We start from the raw sequence: 17,131 nt of genomic DNA, 5'->3' as shown, positions 1-17,131 counted from the left end.
CGCCCCATGGCCTCCCCATCGAAGGCGGGCGCGGCCCTGTCCGCGCTGCGCGAGGAACTGGTCGGCGACGTGTTCGCCCCGGACGATCCCGGTTACGACGAGGCCCGGACCGTCTTCAACGCGATGATCGACCGCCGTCCGGCCGTGATCGCCCAGTGCGTGGACGAAGCCGACGTCGTACGGTCCCTGCGCTGCGCCCGTGAACTGGACCTGCCCGTCGCGGTGCGCGGCGGCGGGCACAGCGTCGCCGGCATGGCGCTCGGGGACGGCGCGCTGGTCGTGGACCTGCGCCACCTGCGCGCGGTCACCGTCGACCCCGCCGCCCGGACGGCGCGGATCGCCGGCGGGGCCACCATGAGCGACCTGGACCGCGCCTCCCAGCCCCACGGGCTGGCCACGACCGGCGGCCGGGCGTCCACCACCGGCGTCGGCGGCTTCGTCCTCGGCGGCGGCACCGGCTGGCTCGACCGACGCTTCGGCCTGGCCGTGGACAACCTGCTCGGCGTCGAGCTGGTCACCGCGGAGGGCCGGCGGGTGCGCGCGAACGCCGACGAGCACCCGGACCTGTTCTGGGCGCTGCACGGCGGCGGCGGCAACTTCGGCGTCGCCACCGCGCTCACCCTGAAACTGCACGAGCTGCCCGAGTTCTCCATCGCGCTGCTGCTCTTCCGGCCGGAGTTCGGCCCCGACGTCACCCGCACCTACCGCGACGTCATCGCGGCCGGCCCGGACGAGGCGGGCGGCGCCGTCCTCTACTTCACCGGCCCGCCCGCCGAGTTCGTCCCGCCGCACCTGGTCGGCTCGCTGCTGTGCGGGACGCTGCTGACATACGCCGGCGCCGAGGAGGACCTGCGCAAGCTCGCCCAGCCCCTGCTGGCGCTGCCGCACGAGGCGGAGGTCGTCGGGGCGATGCCGTACGCCGACGTCCAGTGCATGCTCGACGACCCTCCCGGGATGCGGAACTACTGGTCGGCGGAGTACCTGACCGGCGCCCCGGACGACTACGTCGACGTGTACTGCGCCCGCGGCCGGTCGGTGCCCGTGCCCACCGGCACCATGCACGCGCTGTTCCCGCAGGGCGGCGCGATCGGCGCCGGGCCGCACGAGTACCCCGTGCCCTACCGCGACGCGCCGTGGGCCGTGCACCCCTTCGGGCTGTGGGAGGACCCGGTGGACGACGAGCGGTGCATCCGGTGGGTCCGCGACGTCCGGGCCGACGCACGGCCGTGGAGCACCGGCGCGGTGTACCTCAACTTCATCGGCGACGAGGGCGCCGACCGGGTCGTGGCGGGCGTCGGCGAGGCGAACGCCCGGCGGCTCGCGGAGGTGAAGCGGGGGTACGACCCCGAGAACGTGTTCCGCTTCAACCACAACATCAGGCCCGCCTGAGACCGCCGCGAAGATGTCGGCGGGCCGTCCGCGCGGGTAGCGTCCGCTGCATGGACAGCCGCACGGACCACCGATTCGACAGCCGGAGCGCCGGCATCACCGTGCAGCGTGCCCTGGAGCTGCCCGGTCTGCGCGGCGGACTGCCCGAGGTCCTCGCCGGCGGCGAACGGCTGGACCGCACGGTGCGCTGGGTGCACGCCGGCGAGGTCCCGCACATCGCCTCGCTGCTCAAGGGCGGGGAACTGCTGCTGACCACGGGCTACGGCCTCGGCACCCGCCCGGCCGAGCAGCGGGCGTTCGTGCGCACGCTGGCCGAGCGGGGCATCGCGGCCCTCGTGATCGAGCTGGGGCCGCGCTTCGACAGACTGCCCGCGGCCCTGGTCGAGACGGCGCGCACGACCGGGCTCCCGCTCGTCCAACTGCACCGCGAGGTGGCCTTCGTGACGGTCACGGAGGAGATCCACACCGAGATCGTCAACGGGCACTACGCCCTTCTCCAGCAGGCCGAGGAGGTGCACCGGCGCTGTACGCACGCCCTGCTCGACGGCGGCGGCATCCCGCAGGTGCTGGGCATCCTGGCCGACTTCGGCGACAACCCCGTGTTCCTGGAGACGACCGACGGACGGCTGCTGTACGCGGCCGGGGAGGGCCCGCAGGGCGCGGATCCGCTCCAGGTGTGGGAGGGGCTGCGCGGACCGCACAAGGACGCATCGCCGCCCGCCGGTTCGGTCCTGGTGGACGTGCCCGGGAGCGGCCCGGGGGCGGGCGCGGTGCGCGCCCGGCTGGTGCAGCTGCCCGTGCGCGGCCCGCTCGCCCCCGTGCACCGGATCGCGGCCGAACGGGCGGCGGGCGTCCTGGCCGTGGTGCTGATGCAGGCCCGTCAGGAGGAGGAGCTCGCCGCGCGCGGCCGGGGCGACTTCCTGACCGACCTCGCCGAGGGCCGGATCGCGGCGGAGGACGCTCCGGCGCAGGCGCGGGTGCTCGGGTTCAGGCCCGCCGCCGGGCCCCTGCTGCCGGTCGTCATGCGGCTGGGCGACGGCATCTCCCCCGGCGGGGGCTGGGCGGTGCTGGCGCGGGCGGTCGCGGAGGAGCTGACGTCGTTGGGCGTGCCCGTGCTGCTGGGCGTGCGGCCGGTGGAGGGCCGGGTGCCGGTGCTGCTGGGTCTGCGCTCGGAGTCGGAGCGGCCCGCGGTGGCGGACCGGGTCGCGGCGGCGCTGCGGGCCGGGGTGGAGCGGGCCGGGATGCAGCGGCCGGGCGCCGCGCCGCCGGTGGTCGTCGTCGGGATGGCGGGCGGCTGGGCGGCCGCGTCGGCGGGGCTCGCGCACGCGGCGGAGACCGCGACGGCCGCGGACGGCCTGCCGGACCGTCCCTGGTACGACGCCCGCCGCCTGGACATCGACCTGCTGCTGTGGCGGCTGCGCGACCACCGGGACCTGGCGGCGTTCGTCGAGCGCGCGATCGGGCCGGTCCGCGAGCACGACCGGCGCTCCAGGCCCCCGCTGCTGCCGACCCTGGAGACCTATCTGGCGCACGCGGGCCGCAAGGCGGAGACGGCCCGCGAGCTGCACCTGAACCGCCAGACCCTCTACAACCGTCTCGCCCGGATCGGCGAACTGCTCGGCACCGACCTCGACGACCCGCAGACGGTCCTCGCGCTGAGCCTGGCCCTGCGGGCACGACGCCACGTGCCGTGACGCCCGGAACACTGCGGAGGACCGGGAGGAGAAGACCGGCGAGGAGGGGAGGCGGCGCCGTCGGCCCGACGGCCGGTCGTCCCCCCGGCGGGCTCGGATCGTCGGACGGGCTCAGATCATCGGACGGGGCTGCGTCAGCTCGTCGTAGACGCTGAGCACCTGGGCGACGGTCTCGTCCTCGGTGGGCCAGGTGGCCGCCTGCCGGGCGCCCGCCTCCCGCAGCCGCTCGGCCCGTTCGGGATCGCCGAGCAGCCGCACGACGGCGGCGCCGAACGCCGTCGCGTCGCCGGGCGGCACCAGCTCGGCCGCGTCGCCGACGAGTTCGCGGACCCCGCCGGACAGAGCCGCGACGAGCGGCACGCGCGCGTGCAGCGCCTCCTGGGCGAGCACGGACCGCGACTCGCCGCCGCCGGGCAGCAGCGCGAGGTCGGCGGCGGCCAGGAGGTCGCCGACGTCGTCGCGCAGCCCGACGAGCCGGACGGGGAGCCCCTCGTCCTCGATGCGGCGCCCCAGCGCGGCGCGGTGCGGCCCCTCTCCGGCGATCACCACCACCGGTGCCGGGTCCCGCTCACGCCACGCGTGCGAGGCGTCCAGCAGCAGGTCGTAGCCCCGGTGCCGGTCCAGGGAGCCGACCGCCACGAGCAACGGGCGGCCGATCGCGCCGAGTTCGGCCCGCAGTTTGGGCAGCGGCTGTTCGCACTCCTCGTGCGGCCCCTCGCCCGGCCGGGGCCGGGGCAGCGCCACGGCCGCGAGCCGCGCGTCGCGCGCGCCCGTGCGGCGGGCCCGGTCGACCAGGTCGGAGGTGGTTCCGAGGACCACCGCGGCCGTCCGCGCGACGCGGCGCTCCAGCAGACGCAGCAGATGGGCGCGGGCGCCCTCGGCGTGCGCGCGGTTGTGCCAGGTGACGACCAACGGGGTGCTTCGGCCGCCGAGCGCGAGGACGGCCCGGAAGGAGGCGTGCAGTCCGTGGGCATGGACGAGGTCGGCGTTCGTGCAGGCCGCGCGGAGCGCCGCCACGGAGCCGGGATCGCTGCTGCGCGGCACGTGCACGTGTTCGGCGCCCGCGCCCGTGAAGTCGTAGGTGTCATCGGCCTCGGCGGGGGCGCACACCGTCACCCGCACGCCCCGTGCGACGAGCCCCGCGGTCAGGGAGCGCACGTGCGCGCTGCTGCCGGCGTTGCCGCCGCCCAGCACCTGCACGGTGCGCAGCGACGACTGGCCGTGCGGTGAGTGGCTGCTCACGTGGCCGGGGCTCCTGGTTCGGCGTCGGACGGTCACGAAGAAACGTACAGAAGGACCGGGCGGAGGGGTGGACCGCTGACGTTCCCCCACGTCTTACGCCCAAGGATGCCAGCACGTACGGGTGTTCCGTGCCCTCCGCCCTCCGGGCGACGGGCAGCGAGCCGCCGGGCTTCACCCCCACGGGTGAAGCAGTCCGCCCCCGTGTTCGAACGGCCGGTCTCGACGGGACCACGCCCCGCCCCACGCGCGGGCCGAGCCGTCCACGACGGCTCGGCCCGTCACGACCGACGCCGTGGCCGCGAACCGGTCGGTACGAGCCGGTGCGAGCCGGTACGAGCCGCTCCCGCGCGCCCGCCCCACGTCGAGCGCCCGCCCGCACCCGCTGCGCACGGCTGCTCGTCCCGCGGTCCTTCCTCGTCCCGCGCTCTCGCCGTGTCTCCTCCGCCGTCCGCCGGCCGGCGATCGGCCGGCCGTGGCGGGGCCGTCAGGCGTCGGCGCGGGCCGTGGCGAGGAGCTCCTCCGCATGGGCCCGAGCCGTCTCGGAGTCCTCCTGGCCGGCGAGCATCCGGGACAGCTCGCGGATGCGCTCCTCGCCCTCCAGCACCTTCACACCGGACCGGGTGACCGACCCGTCGTTGGTCTTCTCGACCAGCAGCTGCCGGTCGGCGAAGGCCGCGACCTGCGGAAGGTGCGTGACGACCACCACCTGGGCGGTCCTGGCGAGCCGTGCCAGCCGGCGCCCGATCTCGACGGCCGCCTTGCCGCCCACGCCCGCGTCGACCTCGTCGAAGAGGTACGTCGGCACCGGATCCGTCCCCGCGAACACGACCTCGACGGCCAGCATCACGCGCGAGAGCTCACCGCCCGACGCGCCCTTGGCGATGGGCCGCGGCGGGGCGCCCGGGTGCGGGGCGAGCAGCAGCTCGACCTCGTCCACGCCGGCCGGCCCGTAGGCGACGCGGCGGCCGCCGACCTCGACGCCCTCGGGATCCTCGGTCTGCCGGATGTCGAACGACACGCGCGCGTGGGGCATGGCCAGCGAGGCCAGCTCGGCCGTCACCGCCGCGGCGAACCGGCCGGCGGCATCGGCGCGGGCGTCGGTGAGCGCCTGCGCCAGGCCGCCGAGTTCGGACCGCAGCGCGTCCCGCTCGGCCGTCAGCTCGTCGATGCGCTCGTCGTCGCCGTCCAGCTCGGTCAGCCGGGCGGCGCTCTGCTCGGCCCAGGCGAGGACGGAGTTCACGTCCGGCCCGTACTTGCGGGTGAGGGCGGTGAGCGCGGCCCGCCGCTCCTCGACGGCCGACAGCCGCAGCGGGTCGGCGTCCAGGTCGTCGGCGTATCCGGCGAGCTCGCCCGCGACGTCGCCGAGCAGGATCCCGATCTCCCCGATCCGGTCGGTGAGCGCGGCCAGCGCCGGGTCGTGCGACCGGACGGCCTCCAGGGCCCGCTGCGCGCCCGCGACGAGCGTGGCGGCGTCGATGCCCTCGGGGTCCTCGGGGTTGCCGGCCAGCGCGGCGTGCGCGGCCGTGGCGGCGGACGACAGCGCCTCCGCGTGTCCGAGCCGCTCGGCCTCCTCGGCGAGCTCGACGTCCTCACCCGCGCGCGGTTCCACGCCGGCGATCTCGTCGAGCCCGAAGCGCAGCAGATCGGCCTCCTGCGCCCGCTCACGCGCGCGGGTGACGATCTCGTCCAGCTCGACGGCCACCGCCCGCAGCCGCCGGTAGGCCTCGGTGTACTTGGCGAGCGGGACCGTCACCGCGTCGCCCGCGTACCGGTCGAGCGCCTGCCGCTGCCGGGACAGCTTGAGCAGTCCCTGCTGGTCGGTCTGCCCGTGCACGGCCACCAGCTCGTCGGCGAGCTCGGCGAGCACGCCCATGGGCACGCTCCGCCCGCCCACGTGCGCCCGCGACCGCCCCTCGGCGGAAACGGTCCGGCTGATGAGCAACGCCCCGTCGTCGAGCTCGGCGCCCGCCTCCTCGGCCCGCAGGACCGCCGCGGCGCCCGGGGGCACCGTGATCCGTCCCTCCACGACCGCCTTCTCCGCACCGATCCGCACGAGCGCGGGATCAGCGCGCCCGCCCAGGAGCAGCCCGAGGCTGGTGACCACCATGGTCTTGCCCGCGCCCGTCTCACCGGTGACGGCGGTGAAGCCGGGCGACAGCTCGACGACAGCGTCGTCGATGACTCCGAGCGACCGTATCCGCATCTCCTCCAACACGGAGACGACCTTACGAGGTCGGGGAGGGAAAGTGCGAGGCACCCTGTCACCCGGGCGGGTGGACGCGCCTCCCCGGCCTCGCGCGGCGCTAGCTGCGCGCCCCGCGCCACCCCGCGACGGGCAGCGCGAACTTCGCCACCAGCCGGTCGGTGAAGGAGGCGTGGTGCAGCCGGGCGAGCCGCACCGGAACGGCGCCGCGCCGCACCTCCACGCGCGCCCCCGGAGGCAGCTCGAAGGTGCGCCGCCCGTCGCACCACAGGACGCCCGGCGGGATGTGCGGCAGCAGTTCGACGGCGAGGACCGAGTTCGGCGAGGTCACCAGCGGTTTCGCGAACAGCGCGTGCGCGCTGATCGGCACCATCAGCAGCGCCTCGACCTCGGGCCACACCACGGGCCCGCCGGCGGAGAACGCGTACGCGGTGGAGCCGGTGGGCGTCGACAGGACGATCCCGTCGCATCCGAACCCGGTGACGGGCCGGCCGTCGATCTCCAGCACCACCTCGAGCAGCTTCTCGGCGCCCGCCTTCTGCACCGCCGCCTCGTTCAGCGCCCAGTCGGTGTGCACAATGTCGCCGTTGCGATGCACGACGACGTCGACCGTCATGCGCTCCTCGACCTCGTACGCCCGGGTCACCACCCGGTCGACGACCTTGTCGAGGTCGTCGCGCTCGGCCTCCGCGAGGAAGCCCACGCTGCCGAGGTTGACGCCGAGCATCGGCACCCCGGACGCCCGCGCGAACTCCGCGCCGCGCAGCAGCGTGCCGTCACCGCCGAGGACGATGAGCAGCTCGCACCCCTCCAGGCACTGCGGGGTGGCCTCGGCGACCAGCTCCACCTCCTCCGGGACATGCAGGTCGGAGGCCTCGTACTCCAGGACGCGCACCCCGATGCCCTCGCGCAGCAGCCCCTTGACGACCAGCTCCGCGCTACGGATGGCGGCCGGCCGTCCGGTGTGGGCGAGCAGGAAAACAGTACGAGCTCGGTTCTGACTCAACGCGGCCCCTCCGCAACTGCACGGTCGACGTCGGCCGGGTCCAGGGCAGGCGCCCCGGCCCGAAGCCACAGAAAGTACTCGACATTGCCCGAAGGCCCGGGCAGCGGACTGGCGGTGACCCCCCGCACGCCGAGCCCCAGGTCCCACGCCTTCGCGGCCACCCCCCGCACGGCTTCCGCCCGCAGCTGCGGGCTGCGCACGACGCCCCCGCTGCCGAGCCGTTCCTTCCCCACCTCGAACTGGGGCTTGACCATCATCACCAGGTCCGCGTCCGGTCCGGTGCAGCGCGCCAGGGCCGGCAGCACCAGCCCGAGCGGGATGAAGGACAAGTCCCCCACGACAAGATCCACAGGCTCCCCATCGATCGCTTCAAGCGTCAACTCGCGTACGTTCGTACGGTCCTTGACGGTGACGCGTTCATCGCTCTGCAGAGACCAGGCGAGTTGTCCGTATCCGACGTCCACGGCGACGACGTGGGCGGCGCCCGCCCGCAGCAGCACGTCCGTGAACCCTCCGGTGGACGCGCCGGCGTCGAGCGCCCGCCGCCCGCGCACCGCGAGCCCCTGGGGCACGAACGCCTCCAGCGCCCCGGCGAGCTTGTGCCCGCCCCGGGAGACGTAGTCGGGGTCGTCGGCGTCGACGGCGACGACGATCGCTGCCGCGGTCTCGACCTGCGTGGCCGGCTTGGTCGCGACGGTCTTGCCGACGCTGACCCGGCCGGCGGCGATCAGCTGCCCCGCGTGCTCACGCGAGCGCGCGAGCTTGCGGCGGACCAGCTCCGCGTCCAGACGGCGACGTGCGACTCCTGCCACGTTCGGTTCAGCTCCTACTGCCATGCGAGGGTGAAGGCGTCCGCCCGTCGTGCGACGGTGCGGGCGCCGGGGGTCCGGGGCGGGCGTCGAGCGCGGTGAGCGCGTCACGCAGCCCCCGGTGTACATCCTCGTACACCTCGACGTGTCCGTCGGTGGCGAGGTGGTCGGCGTCGGCCAGCCGCTCGAGCTGCGCGTCCACCTCGGCGTGTCCGGTGAGGGTGCGGGGGACGGCCAGCGGCGCGGGAGCGGCGGGGTCGTGCTCGTGCGTCTGCTCGCGGTCGGGATCGTCCGCCTGCTCACGGTCCGGCCCGTGCGGCTGCTCGCGCTCCCCGGGCGCGGCCGCCGCCGGCGCCTGCGCAGCCCGGGGTCCGGTCCGGGGCACTGTGTCGCTCATGCCCAGACGCTACCTCGAACGCCTGGGGTACCGTCGTGCGCGATGGCCACGATCGAGGAGTGCCGCGCCGCACTCGAGAAGCTCTCCGACTCCATGCAGAGCGCCGAAGGGGACGTCCGCACGGCCACGGCCCTGGACCGCTCGGTGAGCTGTCGGATCACCGACCTGGACGTCACGTTCGTCGGCCGCATGACAGGTGGCCGGATCGTGGTGCAGGACACCCTCCAGGGTCCCCCTGTGGAGAAGGCGCAGATCAGACTGACCATGACCGGCGACGACCTCGTGGCACTGGTCGACGGCGAGCTGAACTTCGCCAAGGCGTGGGGTTCGGGCCGGGTGAAGCTGGAGGCCGGCCTCAAGGACCTGTTCCAGCTCAGGAAGCTTCTGTAGCCGCGAGCCTCCCCGCGGCCGCCCGCGCCCTGCGCGCAGCCGGCACCACCAGCGGCGTGCCCGTCTCGGGGTCGTCGATCACCTGGCAGCGCAGCCCGAAGACCTCCTCGACCAGAGTGGCGGTGACGATCTCCCGCGGCGCGCCCTCGGCGATGACCTCGCCGCCCTTCAGGGCGATCAGATGGGTCGCGTACCGGGCCGCGTGGTTGAGGTCGTGCAGCACCGCGACGAGCGTGCGCCCCTGCTCCTCGTGGAGCTCGGCGCACAGGTCGAGGACGTCGATCTGGTGCTGGATGTCGAGGAACGTGGTCGGCTCGTCGAGCAGCAGCAGCGGGGTCTGCTGGGCGAGGGCCATCGCGATCCACACGCGCTGGCGCTGCCCGCCGGACAGTTCGTCGACGTAGCGGTCGGCGAGCTCGGCGACCCCGGTCCGCGCCATGGACTCCCGCACCACCCGCTCGTCCTCGGCCGACCACTGCCGCAGGACGCCCTGGTGGGGGTAGCGGCCGCGGCCCACCAGGTCGGCGACGGTGATCCCGTCGGGGGCGACGGACGACTGCGGCAGCAGCCCCAGCGTGCGCGCCACCTTCTTCGCGGGCATCGACTGGATGACCTGCCCGTCCAGCAGCACCCGGCCCCGGTTCGGCTTCAGCATCCGCGACAGCGCCCGCAGCAGCGTCGACTTGCCGCAGGCGTTCGGGCCGACGATCACGGTGAAGGAATTGTCGGGGATCTCCACCGACAGCTGTTCGGCGATGACCCTCTGGTCGTAGGCGAGGGTGACGTCCTCGGCGGACAGGCGGTTCACGATGCTCCCTGGGTCGTTGCGATGGGCCGGACGGCGGAGGCGGTCGGACCCGCCGGTCATATGCGGCCCGCCCTGCGCTCGGTGACGAGGAGCCACAGCAGGTAGAGGCCGCCCAGCACGCCGGTGACCACGCCCACGGGCAACTGCCCGTCCCCGAAGAGCCGTTGCGAGGCCCAGTCGGCGGTCACCAGCAGGGCGGCGCCCATGCACAGGGACGCCACGAGGTTCGGCCCGGGCGAGCGGGTCAGCCGGCGGGCGAGCTGCGGCGCGGTCAGCGCGACGAAGCTCACCGGTCCCGCGGCGGCGGTGGCGGCCGCGGTCAGCAGCACCGCGGACACCATGAGCACCAGCCGTACCCGCTCCACGCGCACGCCGAGCGCGTGGGAGACGTCGTCGCCCATCTCCGTCATCCGCAGCCCGCGCGCGTGGGCGAGCACGAGCGGCACGAGCACGCCGACCAGCGCCAGCAGCGGCCAGACCTGCTTCCAGTCCCGGCCGTCGAGCGTGCCGGTCATCCACACCACGGCACGGGCCGCGTCGACGAAGTCCGCCTTGGTCAGGAGGTATCCGTTGACCGCCGTCGCGACGGCCGAGACGCCGATGCCGACGAGCACCAGCCGGTACCCGTGCACGCCCCGCTTCCACGCCAGCAGATAGATCAGCGCCCCGGTCACCAGCCCGCCGACGAGTGCGCCCACGGTCACCTGGGCGGCGCTGCCGGAGAACAGCACGATCATCACGAGCGCGCCGGCCGTCGCCCCCTGCCCGAGCCCCAGCACGTCCGGGCTGCCCAGCGGGTTGCGCGTCACGGCCTGGAACAGCGCCCCGCCCAGGCCCAGCGAGGCGCCCACGAGCAGTCCCACGAGGACCCGCGGCAGCCGCAGTTCGTTGACGACGAACTCCTGGCCGGCGTCGCCGTCGCCGAACAGCGTCCGTACGACGTCGCCCGCGGGGATCGGGAAGTCGCCGGTGCCGATCAGCACCACGCCCGCGGCGAGCGCGGCGAGGGCCAGCAGCACGACGACGGTCAGCGCCCTCACGTCCAGCCGGACGGACAGGCCGCCCCGGGTGCGCAGCGCCCGGGGGCCGCGGGGGGTCTTCTGCGCGCTCTTCACAGCTGGGCCGTCCTCCGCCGTCGTACGAGAAAGATGAAGACCGGGCCGCCGACGATCGCGGTGACGATGCCGACCTGGACCTCGGACGGCCGGGCCACCACCCGGCCGACGACGTCGGAGCCGAGCAGCAGCACCGGGGCCAGGATCGCCGCGTACGGCATGATCCAGCGCAGGTCGGGCCCGGTGAACGAGCGGACCACGTGCGGGACCATCAGCCCGACGAAGACGATCGGCCCGCAGGCCGCGGTCGCCGCGCCGCACAGCACGGTCGCGGCGAGCATCGACAGCGCCCGGGTGCGGTTCAGGTTCGCGCCGAGCGCCCTGGCGGTGTCGTCGCCCATCGCCACCGCGTTCAGCGGCCGGGCGAGGACGAACGCCAGGAGCGTGCCGGCCAGGAGGAAGGGCAGCACCTGCCGGATCGTGTCGTCGGTCGCCGAGGACAGCGAGCCCACGGTCCAAAAACGCATCCGGGCGAGCGCCGCGCCGTCCAGGATCATCACGGCCTGGAGGTAGCCGTAGAGCGCGGCGCTGACGGCGGTGCCGGCGAGCGCGAGCCGCACCGGGGTGGCCCCCCGGCTGCCGCCCAGGAACCAGACCAGCGCCCCGACCGCGGCCGCCCCGCAGAACGCGAACCACACATAGCCGCTCAGGCTGGTGACGCCGAAGAAGGAGATGGCGGTGACGACGGCGGCCGACGCGCCCGCGTTGAGGCCGAGCAGTCCGGGATCGGCCAGCGGGTTGCGCGTCAGCGCCTGAAGGACGGCCCCCGACAGGCCGAGGGCCGCCCCGACGAGCAGCCCGAGCACGGTCCGCGAGAGCCGCTCGTCGACGACGACGTCCGCGTAGGTCCCCGAGTCGTGGAACAACCCGTGCCAGACCTGCGCGACCGACAACTCCTTGGCGCCGACGGCGATGCTGGCCACCGCCACCAGCAGCAGCACCGCCACCGCGGCGAGGAGTCCGGCGGAGCGGACCGCCCGGCGGTTCGGGGGCGCGGGAGCGGTCTCCGCGCGCGGTACGGGAACACTGTCGACCAACACGCAGTTAGGTTAGCCTACCCTCGCAACGACGCCAGGCCCCCGGGCCCGCCCGTCCTCCGGCCCGTCACACGCCCTTCACGCCCGCCCCGTACGCCCGCACTCGGCACTCCTGCCCGCCTCACAGGCCGAGCCGCGCCAGCGCCTTCCCCCCGTCCAGCTCACAGGCTCCGTCCCCGGCCGCCGTCCAGGCCGCCGCGCACAACGCCCGCAGCCCGTCCAGCGGTTCGCCCCCGCCCGACAGCTCCAGCCGCTCGGCCCCCGCGGTGGCCGTCCAGCCGCCGCACCGGAACCCGTCCCCCTCCGCGGCGACCTCCGGCTGCCCGGCGAGCAGACCGCGCAGATCGGCGTCGACGTACGTCGGCCGGTGCTGCGGCGGCGCGGCGAGCAACTGCGGCCCGTCGGTGACCCCGGTGAGGACGAGCAGCGAGTCGACCTCACCGTTGAACGCGCCCTCGATGTCCGTGTCCAGCCGGTCCCCGACCACCAACGGCCGCTTCGCGCCCGTGCGCAGGATCGTCTCCCGGTGCATCGGAGGCTGCGGCTTGCCCGCCACCTGCGGCTCGGCGCCCGTCGCGATCCGCACGACCTCCACCGCCGCGCCGTTGCCCGGAGCGATGCCCCGACCGCTGGGAATCGTCAGGTCCGTGTTGGACGCGAACCACGGCACCCCGCGCGCCACGGCGTACGACGCCTCCGCGAACCGTGCCCACGGCAGGTCCGGCCCGCCGAAGCCCTGCACCACGGCCGCCGGGTCGTCGTCCGCCGACTCCACCGGCACGAGCCCCCGCTCGCGCAGCGCGACCCGCAGTCCCTCCCCGCCGATCACCAGCACCCGCGACCCCGCGGGCACCTGCTCGCCGATGAGCCGCGCGACCGCCTGCGCCGAGGTGATGACGTCGTCGGCGCCCGTCGGTATGCCGAGCTCCGACAGATGACCCGCCACCGCGTCCGGCGTGCGCAGCGCGTTGTTGGTGACGTACGCGAGCCGCATCCCGCCCGCCCGCGCGGCGGCGAGCGACTCGACGGCGTGCACGATCGCGTGCCCACCGGCGTACACCACCCCGTCGAGGTCGAGCAGAGCCGTGTCGTACGCCTCGCTCAGCGCCTGCCCACTGCCCTCGGGCCTCGTCCTGGCGCTCCGGCTCATTCCACATCGCTCCTCGCTCGATCCGCTTTCCCTCGATCATCCCGCACGCCACCGACACACGTACGATGCCGGGATGAACACAGCAGGTCCCTCCGAGGCGACGGCGCCCCGAGGCCTGGAACTCACCCCGTTCCGAGGCCTGCGCTACGACCCCGACCGGGTCGGCAGCCTCGCCGCCGTCACCTCCCCGCCGTACGACGTCGTGGTGCGCCCCGACGGCCTGCATCACCTCCAGGACGCGGACCCGTACAACATCGTCCGCCTGATCCTCCCTCAGGCCGCCACCCCCGCCGCCCGCAACGAACAGGCCGCCGCCACCCTGCGCCGCTGGCTCTCCGAGGGCGTCCTGACGGCCGACCCCGAGCCCGCCCTGTACGTCTACGAGCAGCGTCACGCCGACGGCATGCTCCAGCGCGGACTCATCGGCGCCCTGCGCGTCTCGGAGCCCTCGGAGGGCGTCGTCCTGCCCCACGAGGACGTCATGCCGCACGTCGTCGCGGACCGCGCCGCCCTGATGCGCGCCACCCACGCGAACCTGGAACCCCTCCTGCTCACCTACCGGGGCGACGGCGCCGCGGCGGAGGCCGTGGACCGCGCGGCCGCCCTGCCCCCGCTGCTGTCCACCACGACCGAGGACGGCTACGGCCACCGGCTCTGGGCGATCACCGACCCCGCCGAGACGGCCCGCGTCCAGCAGGACCTCTCCCACCGTCAGGCCCTCATCGCCGACGGCCACCACCGCTGGGCGACCTACCTCCGGCTGCGCGCCGAGCAGTCCGAGCCCGGCCCCTGGGACCACGGTCTCGTCCTCCTGGTGGACACCGCGCGCTACCCCCTGCGCGTGCGCGCCATCCACCGTCTCCTGCACGGCCTGCCGGTCTCCCGGGCGCTGGCCGCGCTCGAGGGACGCTTCCGCGTCCGCTCTCTCGACGTCGCCCTCCCGCGGGCCCTCGACGTCCTCGCCGACGCCGCCTGCGCGGGCAACGCGTTCCTCCTCGCCGGCGACGGCGCCTTCCACCTCGTCGATCGCCCGGACCCGGACCTCCTCGCCCGCACGATCCCCGCCGACCGCCCGCAGGCCTGGCGCACCCTGGACGCGACGGTCCTGCACGCCACGCTCCTCGACCACGTGTGGGGCATCCCCGAGGACGATCCCGCCCGCATCGCCTACATCCACGACACCGCCGCGACCGTGCGCAAGGCCGAACGCGACGGCGGCACGGCGGTCCTGCTGCACCCCGTCCGCGAGGAGGTCGTCCGCGACCTCGCCCGCCAGGGCGTCACCATGCCCCGCAAGTCGACGTCGTTCGGCCCCAAACCGGCCTCGGGTCTGGTCCTGCGCGCCCTCGACGCCTGAGCCCGGACGCACGAAGGGGCGGGACCCGGTGACACCGGATCCCGCCCCTTCCTGTCCTGGTCAGTCCTCGTCGCGCTCGGACGTCGTCCCGGCCTCGTCCTCGACGGCCTCCGCCTCGGCCGCCTTCTCCACGACGACCTCGTCGGCGCCGTCGGCCGCGTCGTCGCCCTCCTCGTCCAGGGCGTCCACGAAGTCCACCCCGTCCAGCTCGGCGAGCCGGTCGGAGGCGTCGGTGCTGCCGTCCCGGTCGGCCTCGATGGCCTTGGCGAACCACTCGCGCGCCTCGTCCTCACGCCCGGCGGCGAGAAGGGCGTCGGCGTAGGCGTAGCGCAGCCGCGCGGTCCACGGCTGGACGGAACCGGCCGCGAGCTCGGGGCTCTGAAGCGTCACGATGGCCGCGTCCAGCTGTCCCATGTCACGCCGGGCGCCGGCCGCGACGAGCCGCATCTCCACCTGCCCGGCCTTGTCCAGCTTGTGCACCTCGGGAGCGCCGGCCATGTCGAGGGCCTTCTCCGGCCGCCCGAGCCCACGCTCGCAGTCGGCCATGACCGGCCACAGCTCCACGGAGCCGCTCATGCGCCGGGCCGCCCTGAACTCGGCGAGCGCCTCGCTGTACTTCTGGTTGGCGTACGCGGCGAACCCGCCCGCCTCCCGGACGGCGGCGACGCGCGACGCGAGCCGCAGGGCGACCTTGGAGTACGCGTAGGCGCGCTCGGGGTCCTCGTCGATCAGCCGGGCGACCATCACCAGGTTCTTGGCGACGTCGTCGGCGAGCGTCTTGGGCAGGCTCATCAGCTCCTGCCGCACGTCCTTGTCGATCTCCTCGCCCGTGACGTCCTCCGGGATCGGCAGCCGCTTGATCGGCTCACGGTCGCGGTCCCGCTCATCGCGGAAACGGCCACCGCCGCCACGCCGGTCGTCCCGAGGACCGTCCCGGCGGTCGTCGCGCCCGTCCCGGCCCCGGAACCCGCCGGGCCGTCCGCCCCGGTCGTCCCGACGGGGACCACGGGGGGCAGCGCCCCGGTCGTCCCGCCCACGGAACCCACCACGATCGTCCCGCCGCTCACCCCGGTCGTCCCGACGGTCGTCACGGCGGAAGGCCGGACGGTCCCCGCCTCGGTCGTCGCGACGGTCGTCACGACGGAAGCCCGGACGGTCCCCGCCTCGGTCGTCGCGACGGTCGTCACGGCGGAAGGCCGGACGGTCCCCGCCTCGGTCGTCACGGCGGTCGTCACGGCGGAAGGCCGGACGGTCCCCGCCTCGGTCGTCGCGACGGTCGTCACGGCGGAAGGCCGGACGGTCGCCACCACGGTCGTCACGACGCGGGCCGCGGTCTCCGCGGTCGTCGCGCTGGAACGCCGGCCGAGACCCGCGGTCCCCCTCACGCCGGTCGTCCCGACGATCATCACGACGGTCGTACCCACCGCTGTCACGGTCCCGGTCACGACCGCCGAAGCCACCGCCACGGTTGTCGTCACGACGGAAACCACCGCCACGGCTGTCGTCCCGACGGCCGTAGCCGCCACCGCGGTTGTCGTCACGACGGCCGTTCCCACCACGGTCGTCGTCCCGACGGAACGCCGGCCGGTCCCCCCGGTCGTCGCGACGGAAGGCGGGACGGTCCCCGCCTCGGTCGTCGCGACGGAAGCCCGGACGGTCCCCGCCTCGATCGTCGCGACGGAAGCCCGGACGGTCCCCGCCACGGTCGTCGCGGCGGAAGGTCGGTCGGTCGCCGCCGCGGTCGTCGCGACGCGGGCCGCGGTCTCCGCGGTCGTCGCGCTGGAACGCCGGCCGAGACCCGCGGTCCCCCTCACGCCGGTCGTCCCGACGATCATCACGACGGTCGTCGCGACGGCCGTACCCACCGCTGTCACGGTCCCGGTCACGACCGCCGAAGCCACCGCCACGGTTGTCATCACGACGGAAACCACCGCCCTCGCCGCGCCCACGATCGTCACGGCCCTTGTCGTCGCGGCCGCGATCGTCGCGACGGGCGAATCCACCGCGGTCGTTGTCACGACGGAAGCCGCCGCGGTCACCGCGGTCACCGCGGTTGCCGGCGCGGTCGCCGCGGTCCCCACTGTCCCGTCGCCGCTGGTCGCGCTCAGGTCGGTCGTCGGGAGAGTTGGTGGACATGGGTGACTCCTGTCATCGGTACAGCAAACATTCTCGCGCACTCGAGTATCCGGCGCGCTCCAGAAAAACGAAAAGGACCCGTGGTCCCAGCTGAACGCTGGGACCACGGGTCCTTTCCAAAGATTGTTCGGCGGCGTCCTACTCTCCCACAGGGTCCCCCCTGCAGTACCATCGGCGCTGTAAGGCTTAGCTTCCGGGTTCGAAATGTAACCGGGCGTTTCCCTCACGCTATGGCCACCGAAACCCTAATGGTTTCGAGCGAACAAGCACACTTTTTACTTGTTTCCAGCTCTAACCGGCAACGGTCGTTGCCTCAGAACTAACACAGTGGACGCGAGCAACTGAGGACAAGCCCTCGGCCTATTAGTACCAGTCAGCTTCACCCATTACTGGGCTTC

15 protein-coding genes and 1 rRNA gene are annotated in these 17,131 nt (G+C 74.5%); 4 read left to right on the top strand and 12 right to left on the bottom strand.

Going from position 1 to position 17,131, the window contains the following annotated elements:
• The first annotated feature begins 6 nt into the window (after window positions 1-6).
• Entirely contained in the window at window positions 7-1,389 is a 1,383-nt protein-coding gene (locus KMS84_RS27925) for an FAD-binding oxidoreductase (protein ID WP_256919227.1), read from the top strand.
• Between the two features lie 50 nt (window positions 1,390-1,439).
• Window positions 1,440-3,083 (top strand): PucR family transcriptional regulator, encoded by a 1,644-nt coding sequence (locus KMS84_RS27920; RefSeq protein ID WP_256919226.1) that lies wholly within the window; start codon window positions 1,440-1,442, stop codon window positions 3,081-3,083.
• A gap of 111 nt (window positions 3,084-3,194) precedes the next feature.
• Here the strand turns inward: KMS84_RS27920 and KMS84_RS27915 are convergent, their stop codons facing one another.
• From KMS84_RS27915 to KMS84_RS27895, 5 genes are all read right to left on the bottom strand, one after another.
• A complete protein-coding gene (locus tag KMS84_RS27915; RefSeq protein WP_256919225.1) occupies window positions 3,195-4,325 on the bottom strand; it encodes a glycosyltransferase family 4 protein in 1,131 nt (376 codons plus the stop codon).
• A 484-nt stretch (window positions 4,326-4,809) separates the two neighbouring features.
• Window positions 4,810-6,528, bottom strand: a complete 1,719-nt coding sequence (recN, locus tag KMS84_RS27910) for a DNA repair protein RecN (protein ID WP_256919234.1) — start codon at window positions 6,526-6,528, stop codon at window positions 4,810-4,812.
• Between the two features lie 100 nt (window positions 6,529-6,628).
• A complete protein-coding gene (locus tag KMS84_RS27905; RefSeq protein ID WP_256919224.1) occupies window positions 6,629-7,534 on the bottom strand; it encodes an NAD kinase in 906 nt (301 codons plus the stop codon).
• Entirely contained in the window at window positions 7,531-8,346 is an 816-nt protein-coding gene (locus KMS84_RS27900) for a TlyA family RNA methyltransferase (protein WP_256919223.1), read from the bottom strand. Before KMS84_RS27900 ends, KMS84_RS27905 begins: the two co-directional genes overlap by 4 nt.
• A 7-nt stretch (window positions 8,347-8,353) precedes the next feature.
• Entirely contained in the window at window positions 8,354-8,740 is a 387-nt protein-coding gene (locus KMS84_RS27895; protein WP_256919222.1) for a hypothetical protein, read from the bottom strand.
• Between the two features lie 42 nt (window positions 8,741-8,782).
• On the opposite strand from KMS84_RS27895, the gene KMS84_RS27890 reads away from it, so the two are divergent.
• Window positions 8,783-9,130 carry an SCP2 sterol-binding domain-containing protein gene (locus KMS84_RS27890; RefSeq protein ID WP_256919221.1) on the top strand — a complete coding sequence of 116 codons (348 nt, stop codon included), beginning with the start codon at window positions 8,783-8,785 and terminating at the stop codon, window positions 9,128-9,130.
• On the opposite strand, the gene KMS84_RS27885 is transcribed toward KMS84_RS27890, so the two are convergent.
• From KMS84_RS27885 to KMS84_RS27870, 4 genes are all read right to left on the bottom strand, one after another.
• On the bottom strand, window positions 9,114-9,998 hold the full coding sequence (locus tag KMS84_RS27885; RefSeq protein ID WP_256919220.1) for an ABC transporter ATP-binding protein: 885 nt from the start codon (window positions 9,996-9,998) through the stop codon (window positions 9,114-9,116). The two genes, KMS84_RS27890 and KMS84_RS27885, sit on opposite strands and share 17 nt — an antisense overlap.
• Window positions 9,995-11,053 (bottom strand): FecCD family ABC transporter permease, encoded by a 1,059-nt coding sequence (locus tag KMS84_RS27880; RefSeq protein WP_256919219.1) that lies wholly within the window; start codon window positions 11,051-11,053, stop codon window positions 9,995-9,997. The genes KMS84_RS27885 and KMS84_RS27880 overlap by 4 nt, the downstream gene beginning before the upstream one ends.
• A complete protein-coding gene (locus tag KMS84_RS27875; protein WP_256919218.1) occupies window positions 11,050-12,093 on the bottom strand; it encodes a FecCD family ABC transporter permease in 1,044 nt (347 codons plus the stop codon). The genes KMS84_RS27880 and KMS84_RS27875 overlap by 4 nt, the downstream gene beginning before the upstream one ends.
• A gap of 118 nt (window positions 12,094-12,211) precedes the next feature.
• Entirely contained in the window at window positions 12,212-13,240 is a 1,029-nt protein-coding gene (locus KMS84_RS27870; protein ID WP_256919217.1) for an HAD hydrolase-like protein, read from the bottom strand.
• Window positions 13,241-13,313: 73 nt separating this feature from the next.
• Between KMS84_RS27870 and KMS84_RS27865 the strand changes: the two genes are divergently transcribed.
• Window positions 13,314-14,597, top strand: a complete 1,284-nt coding sequence (locus KMS84_RS27865; protein WP_256919216.1) for a DUF1015 domain-containing protein — start codon at window positions 13,314-13,316, stop codon at window positions 14,595-14,597.
• Between the two features lie 60 nt (window positions 14,598-14,657).
• On the opposite strand, the gene KMS84_RS27860 is transcribed toward KMS84_RS27865, so the two are convergent.
• From KMS84_RS27860 to rrf, 3 genes are all read right to left on the bottom strand, one after another.
• On the bottom strand, window positions 14,658-15,404 hold the full coding sequence (locus KMS84_RS27860) for a tetratricopeptide repeat protein (RefSeq protein WP_256919215.1): 747 nt from the start codon (window positions 15,402-15,404) through the stop codon (window positions 14,658-14,660).
• On the bottom strand, window positions 15,389-16,840 hold the full coding sequence (locus KMS84_RS27855) for a hypothetical protein (RefSeq protein ID WP_256919214.1): 1,452 nt from the start codon (window positions 16,838-16,840) through the stop codon (window positions 15,389-15,391). Before KMS84_RS27855 ends, KMS84_RS27860 begins: the two co-directional genes overlap by 16 nt.
• An 18-nt stretch (window positions 16,841-16,858) precedes the next feature.
• A 5S ribosomal RNA gene (gene rrf, locus KMS84_RS27850) occupies window positions 16,859-16,975 on the bottom strand.
• Between the last annotated feature and the right edge of the window lie 156 nt (window positions 16,976-17,131).

The sequence above is a fragment of the Streptomyces hilarionis genome (assembly GCF_024539675.1).
Lineage (GTDB): Bacteria > Actinomycetota > Actinomycetes > Streptomycetales > Streptomycetaceae > Streptomyces > Streptomyces hilarionis.
Note: the sequence above shows the minus strand (reverse complement) of the source record. Positions and strands in the feature narration are given on the sequence as shown.

What these genes read in the sequence shown, in the direction of transcription:
- KMS84_RS27925 (WP_256919227.1), top strand. Translation starts at nt 7, where the DNA reads ATGGCCTCCCCATCGAAGGCGGGCGCGGCCCTGTCCGCGCTGCGCGAG.
- KMS84_RS27920 (WP_256919226.1), top strand. Translation starts at nt 1,440, where the DNA reads ATGGACAGCCGCACGGACCACCGATTCGACAGCCGGAGCGCCGGCATC.
- recN (WP_256919234.1), bottom strand. Translation starts at nt 6,528, where the DNA reads ATGCGGATACGGTCGCTCGGAGTCATCGACGACGCTGTCGTCGAGCTG.
- KMS84_RS27895 (WP_256919222.1), bottom strand. Translation starts at nt 8,740, where the DNA reads ATGAGCGACACAGTGCCCCGGACCGGACCCCGGGCTGCGCAGGCGCCG.
- KMS84_RS27890 (WP_256919221.1), top strand. Translation starts at nt 8,783, where the DNA reads ATGGCCACGATCGAGGAGTGCCGCGCCGCACTCGAGAAGCTCTCCGAC.
- KMS84_RS27885 (WP_256919220.1), bottom strand. Translation starts at nt 9,998, where the DNA reads ATGACCGGCGGGTCCGACCGCCTCCGCCGTCCGGCCCATCGCAACGAC.
- KMS84_RS27870 (WP_256919217.1), bottom strand. Translation starts at nt 13,240, where the DNA reads ATGAGCCGGAGCGCCAGGACGAGGCCCGAGGGCAGTGGGCAGGCGCTG.
- KMS84_RS27865 (WP_256919216.1), top strand. Translation starts at nt 13,314, where the DNA reads ATGAACACAGCAGGTCCCTCCGAGGCGACGGCGCCCCGAGGCCTGGAA.